The organism is Gaetbulibacter jejuensis, from assembly GCF_039524015.1.
Taxonomy (GTDB): domain Bacteria; phylum Bacteroidota; class Bacteroidia; order Flavobacteriales; family Flavobacteriaceae; genus Gaetbulibacter_B; species Gaetbulibacter_B jejuensis.
In genome coordinates this window covers 437493-459268 of the sequence record NZ_BAAAGF010000003.1, presented here as the reverse complement: position 1 = coordinate 459268, position 21776 = coordinate 437493, and the positions used below count along the sequence as shown (strand labels likewise).

Sequence of the window (21776 nt, the reverse complement as noted above, 5' to 3'; positions counted from 1 at the left end):
AATATGAAAAAAATTACTTTACTACTCTTTACAATTGCTATTAGTTCATTTACACTAAATGCACAGCATACATTTTCAACTGTTCCTGGGCCTGTGAACGTAGCAGAAGGTTCACCAGTTACTTTAAACATCAATGATATGGTAAATTCAGCATCTGTACCTGCTGGGTCATATTTGTCTTACACTGTCACTCTTGATTGGGCGGCAGGAGGAGGAGGTCCTTGGTCAAATGAAGCTGAGGTTAGAGCTTTAACAGCTGCAGGGGCAACCAGTTTATCACCAGCAACTTCTGGTGCTGGAAGTGATGGTAATCCAACTACAATGACTTTTGAAGGAATTTTTAGTGATTTTTATGATCCAACGGTAGATGGAACACTTGATATTGTTCTTTTTCAAACTTATTCTGGTTCTGATGCCAATTTCTCTAATATTGTAGTTACAATTGATGCATACACACCACCACCACCACCAGCTACTGTAGCTACAATTACTATTGGTACAGCACAATGCGGTGTAACACAAACCACAACCAATGCTTATGACCCTGGAGTATCAGACGTAAATTGGATTGAATTTGTATACGATGGAACTTGTGATGCTCTTACTTTTGATACATTTTCTTCGGTATTAGAAGATACAGAAATAGGACTATATGATAGTGATGGGATTTTTATAGACTCTAATGATGATGCTCCTTCAGGAGGATTGTTAAGTGAACTTAGTATATCTAGTTTAGCTGCTGGCACTTATTATATTGTTGTTGGAAGTTATGATATAACATTTGGACCAATATCTTTTAATGCTACTTCTGATGGAACTGAAGTGAATGATATCACTGTTAATGTTTTGGCAGATGCTCCTTTATCTTTAGATAATGTAGATGCCTTTGATAACTTCTCTTATTTCCCTAACCCAGTTAAAAATGAGTTGAATTTAAAAGCTCAAAGCAATATACAAAATGTATCTATTTACAACATGTTAGGACAAGAAGTTGTTAGAACTGCTCCTAATAGTTTACAAAGTGAAGTTAGCATGAGCAACTTAAGCAATGGTGCTTACTTTGTAAAAGTTACTATCAATGATGTAACTGAAACTATCAGAATTATAAAGCAATAAAAATATTAAATATTGTATTTTCAAAAGCCACCAATTAGGTGGCTTTTGTGTTTAGTTTAATTACCTTTGTGGTATATGAATACACTTGATTTTTCATTTATAATACCAGTATTTAATAGGCCTGATGAGGTTAATGAGCTTTTAGAAAGCTTTACTTTGTTAGAAGGCGATTTTAGCTTTGAAATAGTTATTGTAGAAGATGGTTCTAATATTGACTGTAAAGCAATAGTAGCATCTTATATTGACAGATTGAATATTTCCTATTACTTTAAACCTAATTCAGGACCTGGAGATTCTAGAAACTTTGGAATGAAAAAGGCAAAGGGAAATTATTATATCATATTAGATTCAGACTGTTTATTGCCTAAACATTACTTACAAACGGTTAAAAGTAGTCTAGATAACGAATTTGTTGACTGTTTTGGAGGTCCTGATGCGGCTCACCATTCGTTTACATCGCTACAAAAAGCTATAAACTTTGCTATGACTTCTTTTATTACTACTGGTGGAATAAGAGGAGGAAAGACAAAAGTAGATAAGTTTCAACCACGAAGTTTTAATATGGGATTGTCTAAGGCTGCATTTGAAGCTTCAGGAGGGTTTGGTGTAATTCATCCAGGTGAAGACCCTGATTTGTCAATACGGTTAATTAATCTAGGTTTTAAAACTAAATTGATTAACGAGGCATTTGTATATCACAAACGCCGAATTTCTTGGTCTAAATTTTACAAGCAAGTCAATAAGTTTGGGTTGGTTAGACCTATTTTAAACCAATGGCATCCTAAAACAGCAAAACTCGTTTATTGGCTACCAACATTGTTTTGTTTAGGTTTTTTAGCTTCAATAATTTTGTTTGGTTTAGGAATTGACTTAGGACTAAAATTATATGCTTTATATTTTATAGCAGCCTTTATTTTAGCATTAATTAGCTCCAAAAGTTTGGTTGTAGCTATACAAGCTATTATTGCAATAGCAATACAGTTTTTTGGTTATGGTTATGGGTTTTTAAAGTCTACATTAGCTTTAAAGTTTACTAAGAAAACTCCAGAGCAGGTATTTCCTCATTTATTTTTTATACATGGTTAGTAAACTAAAACATAAACTGCTAAAGTCAATAAAGAGTAAAAAACTCAATGTGTTTGGGTTGTTTTTGCTTTTAGCATTTTTGTTTTTGGTAATTTCAAAACTATCCAAAGAGTATACTGAGTCGGTTAATTTTGCAATTAAATTTTCCAATGTTCCCGAGCATTATGTGTTAACAAAAAATGACTCAGCCAATGTAAATGTAGTGATGAACTCTCATGGGTTTAATTTAATGCCTTTATACTTTTCAGATCATTCTTTAAAAGTAGATTTTGAAAAAGATCTAAGCTTGGTTGACGACCATTATATTTGGGTGCCTAATGCAACTGTCCATAATATAAAACCTCAGTTAGGAGATAAAGTTGAAGTTGTATCAATAAAACCAGATACTTTAAAGTTTTCGTTTCAAACGTTAGCAGTTAAAAAAGTACCTGTTGTTGTAGATTCTAAAATTTCATTCTCTTCAGGGTATGATTTACTAAACGGTTTAACGGTTTCTCCAGATTCAATAAACGTTATTGCGCCTCAAAATGTAATTGATAACATAGAGTTTTTAAACACCAAATCACTAGCTTTAAAAGAGGTGAAATCTAATATCAACTCAAAGGTTAATGTGGTTTTACCTAAGGTTGATTATAACATCAAATTATCAGAAAATAATGTCACAGTAACTGGAGACGTCGAAAAATTTACTGAAGGTACAATAGAAGTACCGTTGAATATAAATAATACGCCTAATAATGCCACAGTAAATTTTTTCCCTAAAACCGTATCTGTATTGTATTATTTACCTTTAAAAAACTTTAAAGAAATTAAATTACAAGATTTTAGAGTAGAATGTGATTACAATGAAGTTTCAGGAAGCAATCGTACGTTCTTAACGCCTAAAATTACCAGATTACCTAATGTGGTTAAAAATGCCAAAATAAAACAAAGCAAAGTAGATTTTATCTTAGTAGAATGAAAATTGTAGGTCTTACAGGTGGTATTGGTAGTGGGAAAACAACTGTTGCTAAATTGTTTTCTGAATTAGGTGTGCCTATTTATATCGCTGATGTTGAAGCTAAAAAATTAATGAATAGGTCTAAAGTAATCCGCAGAAAGTTGATTGCACTTTTTGGTGAAAAGGCTTACACTAACGAAGGCTTAAATAGACCTTATATTGCTTCAAAAATATTTAATAACAAAGAACTGCTTGAACAAATGAATGCTATTGTGCATCCAAAAGTAGGTGCGCACTTTAAGCGTTGGCTTAAAAAGCAGAATGGTGCATATGTTATTAAAGAAGCAGCTATCATTTTTGAAGAAGGTATGCAATCTCAATACGATTGTATCGTTTTGGTTACTGCAGATTTAGAAGAACGCATAAATCGTGTGTTACAACGCGATAATACTTCAAGAGAAAAAGTTTTGGCAATAGTCAATAACCAGTTAAGCGATGAAGAAAAGATTAAAAAATCTGATTTTGTGATAGTTAACAATACTATTGAAGATACAAAAGTTCAGGTTTTAAAAATTCATAAATCATTGATAAAGTAAGTCAACAACTCAAATTTTAACATTTTTGTTAATGTAAGGTTAAAGGGTACAAAAACTAAATGTTAAAATCTTAAATTTGAACGATGGGCAAAAAGCTATTCATTTTAATGGTGGTTTTAATGAGTTTATCACTCATAGGGATTATTTTCGTTCAAGCATATTTTATTAATAATACGCTTATAAATGAAAAAAATCAGTTTACCTTAAACGTAAAACGTTCGTTAAGTTTTGTTTCAAAAGCAATTGAAGACAAAGAGTTCGCTGTTTTTGATAATAAACTTCAAGAGTTTATAGAAAAAGGAGGTAAGCCTGATACTACAGCACTGTCTGAAATAATCCTTAAGTATCAAGATAACGCTAATAACGAAACCGTAATTTTTAGAAACGGTATTTTAGAAGAAAGCTATAAAATCCCATCACTGTTCTTTGAAATAGGTTTAGATAGTATAAGTTTAAACAGGGTACAAAGCAATCAGGAAACAAAAGTATACAGCAATAATAATTTAACAGGAGAATTTAAGATTAGTCCTGAAAAATCATTTCAAAATATACAATCTATGTCGCCTTTGCAGCAAGCACATTTTATTGCAGCTACAAGAGAGCGTTTTAAAAACATTCCGGTTTATAAAAGAATTACCAGCGAAGAGGTTTCAGGGTTTTTAAAAAAGCAACTTAAAAATAATGGTATTGATATCAATTTTGAGTTTGCTATTTACGATAAAGATTTGGCTACCAAAGTACAGTCTGATGATTTTGAAGTATCGAGTGCTACACTTGGTGTTCCGGTATTTTTAGATAATAATGGAGAAAGTGATTATAGACTATATGTCGATTTTCCTGAGCGTAATAAGTTTTTGTTTTCAACCATTTTAAAAATGTTGTTGCTTTCAATAATCTTTACAACAATTATTATTGTGGCATACTCAAGTGCTGTTTATCAGTTGATAAAGCAACGTAAAATATCACAGATAAAAACAGACTTTATCAATAACATGACGCACGAATTTAAAACACCAATAGCAACAATTAATTTGGCTTTAGATTCAATAAAAAACCCAAAAATAATTGGCGATCAAGAAAAAGTGATGCGCTATTTGGGAATGATAAAAGACGAAAACAAGCGTATGCATGCCCAAGTTGAAAACGTTTTGCGTATATCTAAACTAGAAAAGAATGAGCTTAACATTAGTAAGGATAGAGTGAAGTTGCACGACTTAGTAGAAGACGCAATTACACATGTAGAGTTGATAGTTGAAGATAGAAAAGGTTATGTAAATATGCATTTAGAAGCTGCTAAATCATCTGTTTTAGCTAATGAAAGTCATTTTACCAATGTTATTGTAAACATTCTGGATAACGCTATAAAGTATAGTGACGATGCACCAAAAATAGATGTATATACAGAAAACGTAGGCAATAACATACTATTAAAAATAGCCGACCAAGGTAACGGAATGTCAAAACAAGTTCAAAAACGTGTTTTTGAAAAGTTTTATAGAGAGCATACAGGAAATGTTCATAATGTAAAAGGCCATGGTTTAGGTTTGGCTTACGTAAAAAGAATAGTAGAAGACCATCAAGGTCATATATCAGTAGAAAGTGAAAAAGGAAAAGGTAGTGTATTTACAATTAAGCTGCCACTAATATCATAATTATGGAAGAACTAAATAAGAAAATTCTATTAGTAGAAGACGATCCAAATTTTGGGACTGTATTAAAGGATTACTTAACCATGAACGAATATACAGTTGTTCATGCTAAAAACGGAATGGAAGGTTTTGAGAAATTCAAAAAAGACGATTTCGATTTATGTATTCTTGATGTCATGATGCCTTATAAAGATGGATTTACACTTGCTAAAGAAATTCGCGAAAAAAACGCTGATGTTCCAATCATTTTCTTAACTGCTAAAGCTATGAAAGAAGATGTTTTAAAAGGATATAAAGTAGGAGCAGACGATTACCTAAACAAACCTTTTGACAGTGAAGTATTGCTTATGAAAATTAAAGCAATTATGCAGCGTAAAGCAACTGACTCTGTAGCTGATAGCAAACAATTTGAATTTAAGATTGGTAAGTTTGACTTAAACTCTAAATTACGTTTCTTAAAATTTAATGGAGGAGAACCAGTTAAGCTTTCTCCAAAAGAAAACGAATTATTACGTTTATTGGCTTTACATGAAAACGATTTAATGCCAAGAGAATTAGCATTGACCAAGATATGGAGAGACGACAACTACTTTACTTCAAGAAGTATGGATGTTTACATAGCTAAACTACGTAAGTACTTAAAACCTGACGAAAATGTTGAAATTTTAAACATACATGGAGAAGGGTTTAGGTTGGTTGTCAATCAAAACGCATAAATTATATAAGAAAGCCTATCGATTTTGATAGGCTTTTTTTTTATGATTTTATATTACGTTCAATTGTAGCTATGATCTCTTTGACATTGGTTTGGTAGTCAAACCAAAAGGTGTCCTTATTCTTTTTAAACCAAGTTAATTGGCGTTTTGCAAAACGCCTTGTGTTCTTTTTTATTTCTGAAATGGCAAAGTCTAAAGTCCACTCGCCATTAAAATAATTGAAAAGCTCTTTATAGCCTACTGTGTTTAGTGCATTTAAATGTTGTTTTGGTATTAAAGCTTTAGCTTCTTCTAGAAGACCTTCTTTAACCATAATATCTACACGAGAGTTTATTCTATTATAAATTATTTCTCTGTCAGCAGTAAGCCCTATTGAAATGGTTTTAAACTGTCGCTGCTTTTTGTCTTTGTTCAAAAAAGAAGAGTAGGGTTTGCCCGAACCAATGCAAACTTCTAAAGCTCTTATCACTCTATGCGGATTCTCAATGGCTATGGTGTTATATGTTTTAAGGTCTAATTCTTTTAATTGTTCTTGTAAGGTAATTAGTCCTTTAGTTTCTAGTGCTGTGTTAAGTTGTTCTCTAATTTCTGGTTTTACATTAGGAAACTCATCCAAACCTTTGGTAACAGCATCAACATAAAGACCAGAACCACCAACCATAATAACAACATCATGTGTTTGGTATAATTCAGAAAGTTTTGTAATAGCATCAACCTCAAAAGCACCTACATTATAGTTGTCTTCAATGCTTTTATGATGAATAAAATGGTGTTTAGCTGCACTCAATTCGTCTGCTGTTGGAGCAGCAGTACCTATTTGCATTTCTTTAAAAAATTGTCTGGAATCAGCCGATACTATTTCGGTATTAAAATGTGTAGCCAATTTAATACTTAAAGCGGTTTTGCCAATAGCAGTAGGACCAACAATGGAGATTAGATATTTACTCATGTTCTAGCTTATTGCCACAGTTGTAACAAAAATCGGCTTTTTGCTTATGGTCGTCAACACCACAATTAGGACAAGGATAATCTTTTTCTAAAGTAAATAACCCTTTTTTCTTTCTGTTTTGAGCAAATTCAGCAGTAACAATTCCTGTAGGAACAGCAATGATACCATAACCCAAAATCATGATTAGCGAAGCAATAACCTGACCTGTTGGAGTAACAGGATGTATATCTCCATAACCAACAGTTGTTAGTGTTACAATACACCAATAGATACTCACAGGAATACTTGTAAAACCATTAACCTCGCCTTCAATAACATACATTAATGAACCTAAAAGCACACAAACTACGAGTACAAAATAGATGAAAACAATTATTTTGGTTCTACTTGTTTTAATGGCTAAACGAAGCTCTGAGGCTTGACCAGTAAAGTGTACTAAGTTTAAAATTCTGAAAATACGTAAAAGCCTTAATGCTCTTACTACGGATAAAATTTGTGCACCACCAAAAAAGAACGATAGGTACATTGGTAGAATTGCTATAAAGTCGATAATTCCATAAAAGCTAAAAATGTATTTAGATGGTGTTTTAATGGAAATAATCCTCAGGATATATTCAATAGTGAAAAATACCGTTATAACCCATTCGCAAATTAAAAGCACGTTGTGATACCTTTCGTCAACAGAGTCAACGGTTTCTAGCATCACCATAAGAACACTTAGTAAAATTAGACCAAGCAGGACAATATCAAAAGCTTTTCCTGCTACAGTGTTGGTGCCATAAATTATGATGTGCACCTTTTGTCTAAAAATATCAAATTTTGATTTCACTTTTATTATCTATTGACGCTAAATACCAAATCTACAAAATTATAGTTGAATGCTGTTGAGTACTCTGCTCTTTCTTAATTTACTTATTATTATTGCTTTTTCTTTAATAAAATAAGTGAGTTTTTTTGAACATCAACTATTTTCCCAAAAAAGGTTTTTAAACTATCATAATATTGAGGTTCGTAATAAGACTGAGTAAAATTAAATTTAAAATATAACAAAACAGAATTCTCATTTACAGTTGTTGTAAAGGTAAGTGATCCAGTATTGTTTGGTAGCTTTAAAACACAGTCTTCAGGAGTTTCTAAAATCTCATAAGCGTCACCAATTTCGAGCCTTAGCATATATAAGTAAGCATCTTTATAGCCGAAATCAATAGGGTAAGTTCTTTCTTGTAGTTTAAAAGGGTTTTCTGTGAAGAATTTAAATAAAAACGGATTTAAATAAATGTTATTAGCAGTTATATCACTTTCGTAAACAATTTCAAACTCTTCTTCAAATTCATAACTGGTTTTTCCTTCGCTGAGTACTTTATGGTCTAAGAAGTCAAGGTTTACATAGGTTTCTTTAAAATAATCTAAGTACTGATTGTTGTTAGAGTAATAGCTTCTTTTTAAAGGTAACCCATGGTATCCTGTGGATTTCGAAGAAATTATTCCTGAAATGTTAGCTTCAGCATCTATGCTAAGCTCAGCTTTGTAAAATCTTGAAGATACTTTTTCATCACTAATATCTATCCATGAACTAGCATCTTTGAAGTCTAATAATCTTCCGTAGTGATTTAAACATTTAAATGGTATTTCTCCAAAGGATAAGTATTCATCAGTAGCGTCTAAAAAGTACTGCTCGTTGTTAATGGTTGCAGCTACAATAAGATAATTAAATTCAGAGATTACTGGGAAAAGCTTAGTAGGCAATCCATTATTTCTAGTAGAAATTAAAACAGGTTTAACATTGATGTCATTTTCTTCAAGTAAGTTATGAAGTAGGATATTGATTTCTGAAGCACTACCAGATTTTTCCTTTATTAAATTTTTTACTGATGTGTCTTTAAACAGGTTGTGTTTTCCATTCCACGTATAATTGTTTTGTACGTACTCGAGAATTTTAGAGGCTTTTTTTAGTTCGTCATTTTCATTTATGATACTATCGCTTAGTAAATTTTTTAAACCACCACTTTTTCCTAATTGACGACCTATGTTATTATCTGTTTTTAGTTCTTTATCTGTCGTTTTCCAGTTTTTTGTGATATTGTCAACTCTTCCATCAAAACCTCTAAACACTTTAAGTTCATATTCAATCCTAGATAAATAATTACTTTTTGTGGTCATGTAATCTTCTTCAATAAAGGCTGGTATATCTTTCATTATATATCTTGTATCTGTACAATTAGCATAACCACCATTTCCAACTGATAAGCAGTTGTGCCTTATGTTGCTGTCTTGGTGAAACAGTTTTAAAAACCCAACCAGTTTAATGTTGTATTCGTAGTTACCAGGAATGCTAGTATTATACTCGCTATAAAGTTTAGGAATATCTTCTTGAAAGCTCCATCCTTTATATTTGAAAACAAATGGAGACTCTAATGTGTAACTATAAATAATTACAGAACCTTCCTTAATATTTGGAAAAGTAGATTTTACTATAGTATAGTTTTCGTTATATTTTTCTTCAAATATTTCACTGTTTTTAAGTTTGGTTTTAGTGACCGAACCATTTTCAAGATTGTATGTGGTAGCTCTTAAATCAGATACTTTTTCCTTTTTGTTTTTGTTGTTGTATAGAAATATTTCCAAGTTGGCTTTATCAAATCCGTTTCGGTTAAAAATCTTAACCTTTTTAGTGATTTCGGTTTTAAGTTTAAAACTATTTTTATCTATATAGCTGTTACCATATTCATAAATAACCAAAGCATTAGCAGTCGAGTCCTTTTCGTAATAATTTGTTTCTAGATCTGCTTTTGTTACAGATGCGCCTTCGGAGTTAAAAACAGACTGACCAGTAAATGTAAAAGAAGTAAAAAATACAAGTACTAAAGCGAAGTATTTCATTTAGTGTTGATTAAGGTTGATGATTTTTAGATTCTTGTTTTTTCGTAAGTAGTTTTGAATAATATGCTGAGAGTCTCTATTGTTTTCCATTGGAGTGATTAAAGACTCTAATACATCCATATTGGTAATTTGATAGTTTAAATTGAAGTGTCCTAAACCGTTGAACAATCCATTTTTTATCAATACTACGCTACGTTCATCAACTTCTCGTCCTTTATCAATAATAAGCATATTCTTATTTGTGTAACTGTTTTTATCAATTAATTGCTTTACACGATTGTTGTAGTCAGTAATACTTTCTTCTTGTATACAAGCTCCTGAGCATTGTTTTATAGTATAGTTAAAGCAATTACTTTTTGTTGGATATACACCAGAAAGCTTTTGACAAAGCTGGAATTCTTCAATAGCTTTAAAGATAAAATGTTTTGCACTTTGCTTATTACTAAATGTGGTAATTGCATGTTTTCTACCATCGGCTTTGTCTATAGTTAGGTTAATATAACCATTGTCATCAGTAAAACTATATAACGCATAATTAAAAATGTGTCTGCGTAAAGCTCTATTAAATAAAGGCTTGTTCTTTTTTATTTCCTGAGATTCTTTTAGTAAGGCAATAAGTTCACTGCCAGTTTCTTCATAAGTTACAGCTGCTGTTTGTAGTTGAATTTTTTTAGACTTAGAACTGGTGTTGGTAAAATGCTGGCTAATTCGGTTTTTTATGTTGTTGCTCTTGCCAATGTAAATGATTTCACCATCTTCATTGTGTATGTAATAGACTCCAGTGCTGTTAGGAAGTTCGTCAATTATACGCTTTAAACTAGGTTTTAGTTTTGATTTAGCTTCAACTTGTATTGCATCTTGAACAATAAATTTTTCAAGGTCTTTGGTCAATAACATTTTAAACAACTTTACAGTTGCCATAGCATCACCAGCAGCTCTATGTCTGTCGCTTACAGGTATTCCCAATGATCTGGTAAGTTTACCTAAGCTATACGACTCTTGACCAGGAATAAGCTTTTTAGATAACTCTACAGTACACAATGTTTTTCGCTTGTAACCAAAACCCAAACGCTTAAATTCGGTTTTTAAAATACGATAATCAAACTGCGAATTGTGCGCAACAATAATACAGTCTTCGGTAATTTCAACAATACGTTTAGCAACCTCATAAAACTTAGGAGCATTTTTGAGCATGTTGCTATTAATGCCTGTAAGGTTTACTACAAAAGGTTGAATTTCTCGCTCAGGATTTACAAGACTTATAAATTGATCAACTACTTTATGACCATCAAATTTGTAGATTGCAATTTCGGTTATACCTTCTTCATTGTACTTTCCACCAGTAGTTTCTATGTCGAGTATTGCGTAAATGAGTATGCTTGTAAAAAGTTGTTAATTATAATTTCTAGCTCCAAATATACTACTTCCAACTCTAATCATGGTACTTCCGTTTTTAATGGCAAGTTCATAATCGCCACTCATTCCCATTGAGATGGTTTGTAGGTTACAATTTTCAGTTTGAAGCGGTTTTAATGTTTCAAATGTAGTTTTTAGGTACTGAAACTCTTTTTCAATTTGATTGGTATCTTCAGTAAAAGTCGCCATACCCATTACTCCAGTAATACAAACGTTTTGTAGTGTTGAAAGTGCTTCAGAAGTTATTAATGCTTTAGCGTCGTTTGCAGACATACCAAATTTACTGTCTTCTTCAGCAATTTTAATTTGAAGTAAACAATTAATAGTTCTATTGTGTTTTTGAGCTTGTTTGTTTATTTCTTTAAGTAACTTAAAGCTGTCTACACCATGAATGAGGTTAACAAAATCAGCCATATACTTTACTTTATTTCGCTGAACATGACCAATCATATGCCATTCAATATCTTTTGGCAATTGCTCGTGTTTGTCAACCATTTCCTGAATTTTGTTTTCACCAAAAATGCGTTGACCGCAATTGTAAGCTTCCATAATAGCGCTTACAGGTTTGGTTTTTGAAACAGCTACCAAAGTAACATGCTCAGGAAGTTGAGATTTTAATGTATTTAGTTGTTCTGAAATTGTCATTATTGTTTCAATACTTTTATAAAATGGTTTTAAAACTCATAAATAGTTACACCACTACGTATTTTGGGTTCTATAAACGTACTTTTTGGTGGCATTTTAAGTCCATCGTCAGCAATTTGCTTCATGTCTTCAATATCCACAGGAATCATACCAAAACCAACAGCAAACTCACCATTGTCAATACAACTTTTTAAATTAACAATATCTTTTTTTCCGTTGATGTAGGTAATTCTAGAGTCGTTACGTAAATCGTCAATCCCTAAAATAGGTTGTAGAATGGTTTTATATAAAATTTGAGTATCAAGAGCATCCAACGACGTTTTAAAATCATAAAGCGATTTTCTAAGATACAGTGAGTAGAACTCACCATCTAGATACATGCTGAAATGATGTTTTTTAGAGGGTTTGTATGGCATAATGCCTCTATTTTCAATTCGGTAAATAGCATCTAACTGAATTAAAAACTCCTCTTTGGTCAATCCGTTAAGGTCTTTTACAACTCTGTTAAATTCATGAATTTGTAGTTCAGATTCAGGAATCAGATAACTCATAAAATAATTATAAGTTTCAGAACCATTGTGGTTTGTGCTGTTTTCTTTCAAATCTTTATACAGCAAATAAGATGATGCAGACCTATGATGACCATCAGCAATATACACTGTAGGCATGTTTTTAAACTCCTCTTGAATGATGTTAATAGTGTCTTGGTTGTCAATCATCCAAAGATAATGTGTGTCTCTGTATGTTGTTGTAAATTCAAACTCAGCGCGTTGTTGCTGTATGTTTGAAATTAAATTTTGAATTGTACTGTTATCAGGATAGGTGAGGAGTACAGGTTCTGCATTAAAACCAACCGTTTTTAAGTAGTCTTTAAACACATGCTCTCTGTGAACAATAGTGTCTTCGTGCTTTCGTATCACATTGTTTTCGTAATCTTCAGCACTTGCCGCAGCTACAATACCATTAAAAACCTGACCTTCTCGATTTACAATTTTATAAACGTAAAAACAATTGGTTTGGTCTTGTACAAAAATGTTATCTTCCTTAAACTCTAAATAGCGATTTTTCACCAGTTTATAGCGTTCAATTCCAGAAATTTCCCTGTCGTATTTATACCCTGGATTTACAATATGTAAAAATGAAAACGGATTATAATCCAATCGTGCTTCCCTTTCAGCTTGTGTATAGGTTTGGTAAGAGCGAGATGCTACCAAACTCACTTTGTCTCTTGTAGGACGAACAGCTTTAAAAGGGATTATTTTTGCCATAGTACTTCCTGCGAAAGCAGGAATTTCATTTGTTATTAAATTAAGTGTGTTGTTATGAAAAGATTGCGAAACTTAGTTTTGTAAGTTTCGCAATACAATATAATGTTGTTTTGTTATGCAAACTGCTTCGCTACGGTTTCAGCTTTTCTGCTTTCTGAATAATCATAAAACCCTTCACCAGATTTTACACCTAATTTTCCTGCTTGTACCATATTAACAAGTAATGGACAAGGTGCGTATTTTGGGTTTTTAAATCCATCATACATAACGTTTAAAATAGATAAGCACACGTCTAAACCAATAAAATCAGCTAATTGAAGTGGTCCCATAGGATGTGCCATACCTAATTTCATTACAGTATCTATTTCGGTTACACCAGCAACTCCGTTGTAAAGCGTTTCAATAGATTCGTTTATCATTGGCATTAAAATGCGGTTAGCAACAAAACCAGGATAATCGTTAACCTCAACAGGAACTTTACCTAAGGTTTTTGAAAGTTCCATAATAGTATTGGTAACGTCATCACTAGTGTTATAACCTCTAATAATCTCAACCAATTTCATAATTGGTACAGGATTCATAAAGTGCATACCAATTACTTGTTCTGGTCTTGAGGTTACGGCAGCTATTTGCGTTATGGAAATTGATGATGTGTTTGTTGCTAAAATAGTGTCTTTAGGACAAGCTTCGTCTAGTTGCTTAAAAATATTAAGTTTTAAATCTACATTTTCGGTAGCAGCTTCAACCACTAAGCTCGTGTCTTTAACACCATCAGTAATGCTTGTAAAGGTTGAAATATTGCCTAGAGTTTCTTCTTTTTGAGCTTCAGTAATTTTTTCTTTAGCTACCATTCGGTCTAAGTTTTTAGAGATGGTATCCATTCCTCTTTTAAGTGAAGCTTCACTAATGTCTATTAAGTTTACTTTAAAACCACTTTGAGCAAAAGTATGTGCAATACCATTTCCCATGGTTCCAGCTCCTATGACAGCGACATTTTTCATAAATAAATTAATTTTTGTTCCTGCGAAAGCAGAAGTATTTGTTATCTGTTAGTTTAAATAATTAAGAGTTCCATTTAAAACTGCTCAATAATCATTGTAGCTATACGTAAGGCTTCAGTACCATCGTGTAAGGTTACAACTGGTGTTGTATTGGTAGTGATTGCATGAGCAAACGTTTCTAGTTCGTCTAGTATAGCATTATTATTAGCAACTTCAGGATTGTCAAAATAGATTTGCTTTTTGATGCCTTCAGCATTTTGAAGAATCATATCAAAATCACCTGGAGTTTCAGGTGCATCTTTCATTTTTACGACCTCACATTTTTTCTCTAAAAAGTCCACTGAAATGTAAGCGTCTTTTTGGAAAAAGCGTGTTTTACGCATGTTTTTAAGCGATATTCTACTTGCGGTTAGGTTTGCAACACAACCGTTTTCAAACTCTATTCTTGCATTGGCAATATCTGGAGTATCACTAATTACCGAAACTCCACTTGCCGAAATAGCTTTAACTTTAGATTTTACGACGCTTAAAATAATATCAATATCATGAATCATTAAGTCCAATACCACAGGAACATCAGTTCCTCTAGGATTAAACTCAGCCAAACGATGCGTCTCAATAAACATTGGGTTTTCCAGCTTATCTTTAATAGCTGTAAACGCTGGATTAAAACGTTCTACATGTCCAACTTGTCCACGAATATCGTGTTGCGCTAACAACTCTCTTATATGTTCAGCTTCTTCTACAGTATTGGTAATAGGCTTTTCAATAAATATATGTTTGCCTTTAGCTATTGCTTTTTTTGCACAATCATAATGCGAAAGAGTTGGTGTAACAATATCTACCATATCAACCGCATCAATAAGCGCATCAATAGAATTAAAATATTTATAACCAAACTCAGCTTCTACCTTTTTTGCGTTGGCTTCATCAGCATCATAAAACCCTATAAGGTCATATTTTTCAGATTGTTTGAGAAGTCTTAAATGAATTTTACCTAAGTGACCAGCACCAAGTACACCTGCTTTTAGCATTGTTTTTTACGTTTTTAACAAAAATAAGATTTTAGTTTTAGAAATTCTAGATTAGAAATTAGAAAAAATGGTTAAACTTCAACTTTTAGACTTTGAACTTTTTTGGGTTTGAATTACCTTAGCAACGAAAACCTGCCATACATTGAAAGATACATTTAAGCATCAAGGATTACGACAACAATTGGTTAATACCATTAAAGAAAAAGGTATTACAAACGACAACGTTTTAAAGGCTATTGGAAAAATACCAAGACATTTATTTATGGATTCTGGTTTTTTAGACCATGCTTATCAGGATAAAGCGTTCCCAATTGCTGCAAACCAAACTATTTCGCAACCCTATACTGTGGCTTTTCAAACTGAATTATTACAAGTAGAAAAAGGACACAAAATACTTGAAATAGGCACAGGAAGCGGTTACCAAACTGCTGTGTTATGTTTGCTAGGAGCTACTGTGTATAGTATTGAACGCCAACTAGAGCTGTTTAAAATTACTAGCAAATTTTTACCTAAACTGGGTTACAGACCAAAAAAATTAATTTTTGGCGATGGTTATAAGGGGTTAAAAGAAGAAGCTCCTTTTGACAGTATTATTGTAACTGCTGGAGCACCAATGGTACCTAAAGCCTTGTTGGGTCAATTAAAAATTGGTGGACGTTTGGTGATTCCTGTTGGAGAGGATGTGCAAACCATGACCTTGTTTGTTAGAAAAGGACCAAAAGACTTTGAGCAAAGAGAGTTTGGTGAGTTTAGGTTTGTGCCAATGCTTGAAGATAAAAACTAGTTGGCAATAAAATGAAAAGATTATATAGAATAATTACTGGAGTTATATTCATAGGAATCTTTTGGTTGTGCGAATATAATTTGAGTCATGGTGAATTTGAGATTTACCTCAAAAGAGACATTAATGAATTAAAAGATACTCTATTCTTTGTCTCGATTCTTATCTCAATTGTTGTTGCGTTCTTCATGGTCTTTGAAGAAAATCTTGCAGACGGGAAATGGAAAAAAATTGACCATATTTTATATATAGGAATTATGTCTTTTCTAATTTATCCTATGACTGAGAAAATAGTATTAATTTCAGGACTTAAACTAAACCGAATTTCAGAAAGTGGACAATACAATGAGCCATTTATTATTTCTGTCAAAGACCATTATAGCAATAAAGACAATTATGTTTGGGGAAGAATCCCAAATAAAACGGAATCTGGACAAGCGGAAAAAATAAAGTTAAGCCAAACACTATATGATGAAGTAGAAGAAAACCAAAAAATTAAATTGAATTTGAAAAAGGGAATATTCGGAATTCCTTATGACCCAATCGGGACAAAATAAAATTAATTAAATATGAATACATGAAAGATGAATGGATTGATCTTTCCGACTTATTCCTGCAAAGAAAAAAACTGAAAAGAATAAAAAACATTAATCTCGTAAATAAATACTAGGTATAGGGTTTTTAGCAGTTTCTTTTGCCCAATATAAATTAATAATCCACCAACGTTTTCCGTCGTAAAGCAACTGTATACTATTAATACCTCTCATAAACGGTTTGCTGTCTAACTTGCTATGATAGGCTTCATAAGTGCTAAAAACATGAGTAATTTTGCCAAAGGTTTCGGTTTTTCTATGAATTTCTTTTTCAATGAAACCATTTTCAACCAACCATTTTGCTGATGATTTTATATAGTCTTGAGGTGACATATAGCGTACTCTGTAAATACTGTCTTTAGGCTTTGTAGATGCTATAAGTTTAGCTTCTGGTTTAAATAAATATTTAAAAAGATCCCAATTGCGCTCTTCTTCTTTTTCTCCTGAAATAACCTTGTATAAGGTCGTAACAATAGAGTCTAGCGATTTCACATTTTGAGTATAATCAGGAACTGTAGCGATGTCTTGTGCTTGTGTTGAAAACGCTATCAACACAAACAAAATGGTGCAAAATTTATTCATACTTCAAAAGTAATTAAAAAAACTTGAGACCAAACAAAATGGCATCACTTTGAAATCCGCTTTGGTAGGAACGTAAATAATCCAGTCGTAAAAATCTAAACTTCCCAAAACCAATATTGTCTATACCAATGGTATATTCTTGATAAGGTTTGTTGTCTGGTGTTGCAAGGTTGTGTGCACCAATTATTAAATTGAAATTAAGCTTGTTTAATAACGGAATCTTTCCAAGGATAAACCCATTAAAATCGTGTTCAGCATGCATTTCTAAGTACGAATCGTTTGTACTTGCAGTATAGTAAGGCAAGTTATTAAAAACATTTAAGTATGAACCTTGTCCAATATGGGTTTGGTTACCATTAAAGTGTTGGTAATCCATAAACGCAATATTATCAGCATTAAAGAATTTACCTGCTTTTATGTTGTATTGAAATAGGCCTTTATCGGCAATATTAAAGCTTTGGGTAAGTCTTGCTTTTACTTGGTCAAAATTGTAATCATCTACTGAAGCCGAAAACCCTTTTTCATAGCCTAAGTAAAGCGTTGGGAACTTTCTGTTTGGGATATTGTATTTACTATCAGGATAACTTAAGTAGTCTTGGTCAAAGTTTATTCTTGCATCAAGACTCGCTTTTATAATGTTGTGTGTTTCAAAAGGAGCAACGCCATAAGCTGTTGGATCTATTGGGTTATTGCTAGTGTAATCCCTGTCATCTTGTGGATACCAAGCTTGGTCTGTGGTATTAAACAATGCTTTTCGTCTTTGGTAGCTTAGGCTTGCGTTAAGTCTTAGTCCATTAAAAACTTCGTCAGAAAAGGCTACATTAACATAGCTTAAGTCATACAGTTTCATGTAATTCTTTTCTGCTAATAGCGAATATGCTGAATTGAGCAGATTAGAAATAGGTTCACTAGAATTGAATTGCTGTACAACAACACCTCCAGAAACCGATAAAAATGGTCTGCTAACATCATTAAACTTGTATGTTGCGCTAAGCGTTCCTCTTAATCTGTCGTCACTAAAACCATAGTTTAGATTTCCGTTTATGCTTAAATATCTTTTATAATCATCATAGTTTTTTCTGAAATAACCACCAACATTTGCATTCCAACCTTGAACAGTGTTAAAACTTATTTTTGATATTGGCGAAGTGATACCAGCACTCCAGTTTTCATAAGTGTTTGAATAATTGTAACCTGAAAGGATATCGCCTAATTTAAACTTATTATTTACAGCATCTACTGAGTCTTTGTAGGTTTTGGAGTCTCTAACCACTTGAATGCTATCTTTCTTTTGGTAGTCTAAAACTTCTTCGTCAGTAAGCGGAACTGGTCTTAGTGTTTTCCAGTAGGTAGAATCTTTTTTATTGGCTTCGTCTTCAAAAGAGACTATTTCTCTGCCAAAATCTTTTTGGGTTAAATCCGTATTGAAACTGTAATTGCTGTAAACCGCAGTAAAACGACCATCTCCTTTTATACCAAATAAGCCATATTGAAAATCAATAACCTGAGAAATTTTTGCCCAAATAGCATAGTTTTGAGAGTAGGAGTAGTTTTGAGTGATGGTTATTTTGTCAGCAGCAGGAATTTTTGCCTGAATACCTGTAATATCTAATTCAATTCCATAAACGGTCCATTGGTCTTCAACAATATAGATAAACCCTGAAAACACTGGGTCGTTGTCTCGTTTTGGTGTCGCCTTAATTTTATTAATGAGATTACCTTTGTCATCATAAAACACACCTTCTAGCTTGTAATTGTAGTACCCAAAAGCGTTGTTGGCAATAGGAGAAACAATTTGATTACCAAGTTCAATAGTATTATCATAAATTTCAAAATCTACATCAATAGCATTGTTAAAGCTAAAACCATTGTCGTCTCCACTAACTTTTGAAGCTATTATTTTTTCTTTTAACCTGTTAGGTCTTAAAAATTCTAGTTTTGAAACCGTTTCTGAAAGGTAAATAACACCACTTCTTGTAGAATCGAGTCCACCACCAAGATCACCAATTTCCTGTCCTAGTATTTTCTCAGGAGCGTTTTTAATTCTAATTAAACCTCGTGAGTAAAAATCGGCTTTATAGCTTTGGATTTTTTCAAGATTTTCTTTTCGCTTAGCGATTGCTTGCCTAATAATTTTATTGGCAGGATTTTCTTCGGAATTAATAACTACTTCGTTAAGTGTTATTTCCTCGTCAATTAGCACAGCATCTAAAGTGTATGGGAAACTACTGATGTCAACTTTCTTTTTTAAAGTTTTATAGCCTAAAAACTGAAAAACAACAGTATGTGCTCCTGTTTTGGTCAGGTTTAGCTCGTAGTAACCTTCAGTATTACTGGTGGTTCCTGTGTAAGTGTTTTCAATGTAAATGTTTACAAAAGGTAGTGCTTTGTTGTTTTTGTCGGTAACTGTACCTTGTATTTGAGCGAATGAGGTGTAAGCGGTAAAAAAGCAAAGAGCAAGAAGTAATTTTTGTTTCATTAGGTTGTTGATTGATGGGTTCTATAATAATAGACGCACTTTTTTATAAAAAGGTTGCCTTAAGAACACCAAACATAGCTATAATTTTTAGCTGTAATTGTTAAACTATCCTAAATTACTTATAAATTTTCTTAATTCTATCAAGATTTCGCTTATTGTCCCTGTCTTTAATCGTATCGCGTTTGTCGTATAGTTTTTTACCTTTTCCTAAAGCAATTTCTACTTTAGCTAAGCCTTTTTCGGTAATAAATACTCGCAAAGGAACAATAGTGTTTCCTTTTACATTTACTTCGCGTTCTAGTTTTTTAAGCTCTCTTTTGTTGAGTAATAATTTGCGTTCAGCCTTAGGTTTATGGTTGTAGTAGTTGCCATACACATACTCTTGTATGGTCATGTTAATAACAAAAAGCTCGCCTTTGTCATTAAATTCGCAAAAGCTTTCTGCAATTGACGCTTTACTATCTCTAATAGATTTTATTTCGGTACCAGTTAATACAATACCAGCAGTGTAAGTATCAAGAATTTCATACTCAAACTTAGCTCTTTTGTTTTTTATGTTTACTGGTTTTTGCATAGGAGCACAAAGCTACGCTTTTTTTGCATTTACCAAAAGAAACTAAGCTTACTCTATGGTTAATAATTGATGTGAAGCAACACCATTTGTAACTGTTACAATGAATAATGATGTGTAATTGCTTTCGTCTAGTTGCTTGTAAACCTCTTCACCAATAATTGTGTTTGCAAACACAGGTGTTGTATTGCTGTGTCCTACAACCAATACGGTTTTGCCTTTGGTGTTTTCGATAAAAGCTTTTTTATCCATTTTAAAAGGATCGTAGGTTGTGATCTCCAAATTGTGTTTTGAGGCAGAGGGTTGTGCGGTTTCTATTGTTCTGTGGTAGTTGGTAGAGTATACTGCATCTAATTTAATATTGGAAAGTAGAGTACTCCATTTTACAGCTCTTGATTGCCCTTCTTTGGTTAAATGCGGATTTCTATTACTAGAGTCGCTAGTGTCTTTTTCTGCATGTCTTATAAAATAGTAGGTTGTAATTTCAGAAGGGGAAGCGTCTTGAGCATTTACCATTGGTATTAAACCAAAAGTGAATACTAGGAGTAAAACATATTTCATACTAAATAAAAACAAATGATGATTACCAAAAATAGAGGGTAATCATCATTTGCTATAATAAATATATGTTAAAGTTTTGATTTGTAGCTGCTAGTAGTTGGCAGTTGCTAAGGAGCCATTAATTATATCAACTCCAGAGGATGTGCCTATTCTATCAGCACCTACATCAATATATTTTTTTGCAGTTTCGTAATCTCTAATGCCACCAGAGGCTTTAATTTTAGCATTATCGCGTACAGTCTTTTTTATGATTTTTACAGCAGTAAGTGTAGCTCCACTTTTTGTAAAACCAGAAGAGGTTTTAATAAAATCTACTTTAGCATCTAAGCAAATTTCACTGGCTTTAATAATCTCATTTTTTGAAAGTTCGCTAATTTCTATAATTACTTTTAAAGGTGTTCTTCCAATAGCAAGTTTAACATCGCTTATGTCTTTAAATACCGCAACATAGTTTTTGCTTTTTAGGTAACCAATATTAATTACCATATCAATTTCATCAGCTCCTTTTTCAATAGCGTCTTTAGCTTCAAACACTTTCGCTTCGGTACTCATTGCTCCAAGAGGAAACCCAATAACAGAGCAAATCTTTACACTGCTTCGTTCTAGTAATTGTTTTGCTAATGCTACGTAGCTGCTATTAATACATACAGAATAAAACTGATGCTCCTTGGCTTCATTGCATAAGTCGATAATATCCCTTTCTGTGGTATCGGATTTTAATAAAGTGTGGTCAATATATTTATTGATCTTCATGGATGTAGGTTAATAGTATTATTCACAGTTCTTCATAATCATGAGGGAACCTGTGAGTAAAGGTTAATAATACAGTTTATGTAATTTGAGGACTAATAGCAATTCAAATTTAGTAAAATAATCTTATATATTTTAATGAGAAAACCTAAAGTTTTATTGT

Annotated in this window: 21 protein-coding genes; 8 read left to right on the top strand and 13 right to left on the bottom strand. The window is 32.4% G+C overall.

Annotated elements, in window-relative coordinates; all coding sequences use genetic code 11:
• Positions 1-3 precede the first annotated feature (3 nt).
• The 6 genes from ABD011_RS11765 to ABD011_RS11740 all read left to right on the top strand — a co-directional run bounded on the left by ABD011_RS11765 (position 4) and on the right by ABD011_RS11740 (position 6103).
• Positions 4-1116 (top strand): T9SS type A sorting domain-containing protein, encoded by a 1113-nt coding sequence (locus tag ABD011_RS11765; RefSeq protein WP_343798478.1) that lies wholly within the window; start codon positions 4-6, stop codon positions 1114-1116.
• A 75-nt stretch (positions 1117-1191) separates the two neighbouring features.
• A complete protein-coding gene (locus tag ABD011_RS11760) occupies positions 1192-2202 on the top strand; it encodes a glycosyltransferase family 2 protein (RefSeq protein ID WP_131507130.1) in 1011 nt (336 codons plus the stop codon).
• A complete protein-coding gene (locus ABD011_RS11755) occupies positions 2195-3163 on the top strand; it encodes a CdaR family protein (protein ID WP_131507128.1) in 969 nt (322 codons plus the stop codon). The genes ABD011_RS11760 and ABD011_RS11755 overlap by 8 nt, the downstream gene beginning before the upstream one ends.
• A complete protein-coding gene (gene coaE, locus ABD011_RS11750; RefSeq protein ID WP_343798475.1) occupies positions 3160-3738 on the top strand; it encodes a dephospho-CoA kinase in 579 nt (192 codons plus the stop codon). Before ABD011_RS11755 ends, coaE begins: the two co-directional genes overlap by 4 nt.
• An 83-nt stretch (positions 3739-3821) precedes the next feature.
• Positions 3822-5390 carry a sensor histidine kinase gene (locus ABD011_RS11745; RefSeq protein ID WP_343798473.1) on the top strand — a complete coding sequence of 523 codons (1569 nt, stop codon included), beginning with the start codon at positions 3822-3824 and terminating at the stop codon, positions 5388-5390.
• Between the two features lie 2 nt (positions 5391-5392).
• Positions 5393-6103: a response regulator transcription factor gene (locus tag ABD011_RS11740; protein WP_129760330.1), complete on the top strand. Its 711-nt coding sequence runs from the start codon at positions 5393-5395 to the stop codon at positions 6101-6103.
• A gap of 40 nt (positions 6104-6143) precedes the next feature.
• Here ABD011_RS11740 and miaA read toward each other — a convergent pair whose 3' ends face one another.
• The 8 genes from miaA to ABD011_RS11700 form a co-directional block, all read right to left on the bottom strand.
• On the bottom strand, positions 6144-7052 hold the full coding sequence (miaA, locus tag ABD011_RS11735) for a tRNA (adenosine(37)-N6)-dimethylallyltransferase MiaA (protein WP_343798471.1): 909 nt from the start codon (positions 7050-7052) through the stop codon (positions 6144-6146).
• Positions 7045-7890: an ion transporter gene (locus ABD011_RS11730; protein ID WP_131507122.1), complete on the bottom strand. Its 846-nt coding sequence runs from the start codon at positions 7888-7890 to the stop codon at positions 7045-7047. The genes miaA and ABD011_RS11730 overlap by 8 nt, the downstream gene beginning before the upstream one ends.
• Positions 7891-7970: 80 nt before the next feature.
• Complete coding sequence (locus ABD011_RS11725) at positions 7971-9932, bottom strand: hypothetical protein (protein WP_343798469.1); 1962 nt, start codon at positions 9930-9932, stop codon at positions 7971-7973.
• Positions 9933-11303, bottom strand: a complete 1371-nt coding sequence (locus ABD011_RS11720; protein WP_343798561.1) for an exonuclease domain-containing protein — start codon at positions 11301-11303, stop codon at positions 9933-9935. It abuts the gene before it with no gap.
• A 21-nt stretch (positions 11304-11324) separates the two neighbouring features.
• On the bottom strand, positions 11325-11993 hold the full coding sequence (locus ABD011_RS11715) for a YggS family pyridoxal phosphate-dependent enzyme (protein WP_335975466.1): 669 nt from the start codon (positions 11991-11993) through the stop codon (positions 11325-11327).
• A gap of 29 nt (positions 11994-12022) precedes the next feature.
• On the bottom strand, positions 12023-13261 hold the full coding sequence (locus tag ABD011_RS11710; RefSeq protein WP_343798467.1) for a DUF1015 domain-containing protein: 1239 nt from the start codon (positions 13259-13261) through the stop codon (positions 12023-12025).
• A 113-nt stretch (positions 13262-13374) separates the two neighbouring features.
• Entirely contained in the window at positions 13375-14262 is an 888-nt protein-coding gene (locus ABD011_RS11705) for a 3-hydroxyacyl-CoA dehydrogenase family protein (RefSeq protein ID WP_262733731.1), read from the bottom strand.
• A 74-nt stretch (positions 14263-14336) separates the two neighbouring features.
• Positions 14337-15296 (bottom strand): Gfo/Idh/MocA family protein, encoded by a 960-nt coding sequence (locus ABD011_RS11700; protein ID WP_343798465.1) that lies wholly within the window; start codon positions 15294-15296, stop codon positions 14337-14339.
• A gap of 142 nt (positions 15297-15438) precedes the next feature.
• Here ABD011_RS11700 and ABD011_RS11695 point away from each other — a divergent pair, with 142 nt between their 5' ends.
• Both ABD011_RS11695 and ABD011_RS11690 read left to right on the top strand, forming a co-directional pair.
• Positions 15439-16080 (top strand): protein-L-isoaspartate(D-aspartate) O-methyltransferase, encoded by a 642-nt coding sequence (locus tag ABD011_RS11695; RefSeq protein ID WP_129760321.1) that lies wholly within the window; start codon positions 15439-15441, stop codon positions 16078-16080.
• Between the two features lie 11 nt (positions 16081-16091).
• Positions 16092-16634 carry a hypothetical protein gene (locus ABD011_RS11690; protein WP_343798462.1) on the top strand — a complete coding sequence of 181 codons (543 nt, stop codon included), beginning with the start codon at positions 16092-16094 and terminating at the stop codon, positions 16632-16634.
• A 90-nt stretch (positions 16635-16724) separates the two neighbouring features.
• On the opposite strand, the gene ABD011_RS11685 is transcribed toward ABD011_RS11690, so the two are convergent.
• From ABD011_RS11685 to deoC, 5 genes are all read right to left on the bottom strand, one after another.
• Positions 16725-17252 carry a hypothetical protein gene (locus tag ABD011_RS11685; protein WP_343798460.1) on the bottom strand — a complete coding sequence of 176 codons (528 nt, stop codon included), beginning with the start codon at positions 17250-17252 and terminating at the stop codon, positions 16725-16727.
• Positions 17253-17265: 13 nt separating this feature from the next.
• Positions 17266-19731: a DUF5686 and carboxypeptidase regulatory-like domain-containing protein gene (locus ABD011_RS11680; RefSeq protein WP_343798458.1), complete on the bottom strand. Its 2466-nt coding sequence runs from the start codon at positions 19729-19731 to the stop codon at positions 17266-17268.
• A gap of 115 nt (positions 19732-19846) precedes the next feature.
• Positions 19847-20305 (bottom strand): SsrA-binding protein SmpB, encoded by a 459-nt coding sequence (gene smpB, locus ABD011_RS11675; RefSeq protein ID WP_129760317.1) that lies wholly within the window; start codon positions 20303-20305, stop codon positions 19847-19849.
• A gap of 48 nt (positions 20306-20353) precedes the next feature.
• Complete coding sequence (locus ABD011_RS11670; protein WP_343798454.1) at positions 20354-20863, bottom strand: histidine phosphatase family protein; 510 nt, start codon at positions 20861-20863, stop codon at positions 20354-20356.
• Between the two features lie 90 nt (positions 20864-20953).
• Entirely contained in the window at positions 20954-21616 is a 663-nt protein-coding gene (deoC, locus tag ABD011_RS11665; protein WP_335975479.1) for a deoxyribose-phosphate aldolase, read from the bottom strand.
• Between the last annotated feature and the right edge of the window lie 160 nt (positions 21617-21776).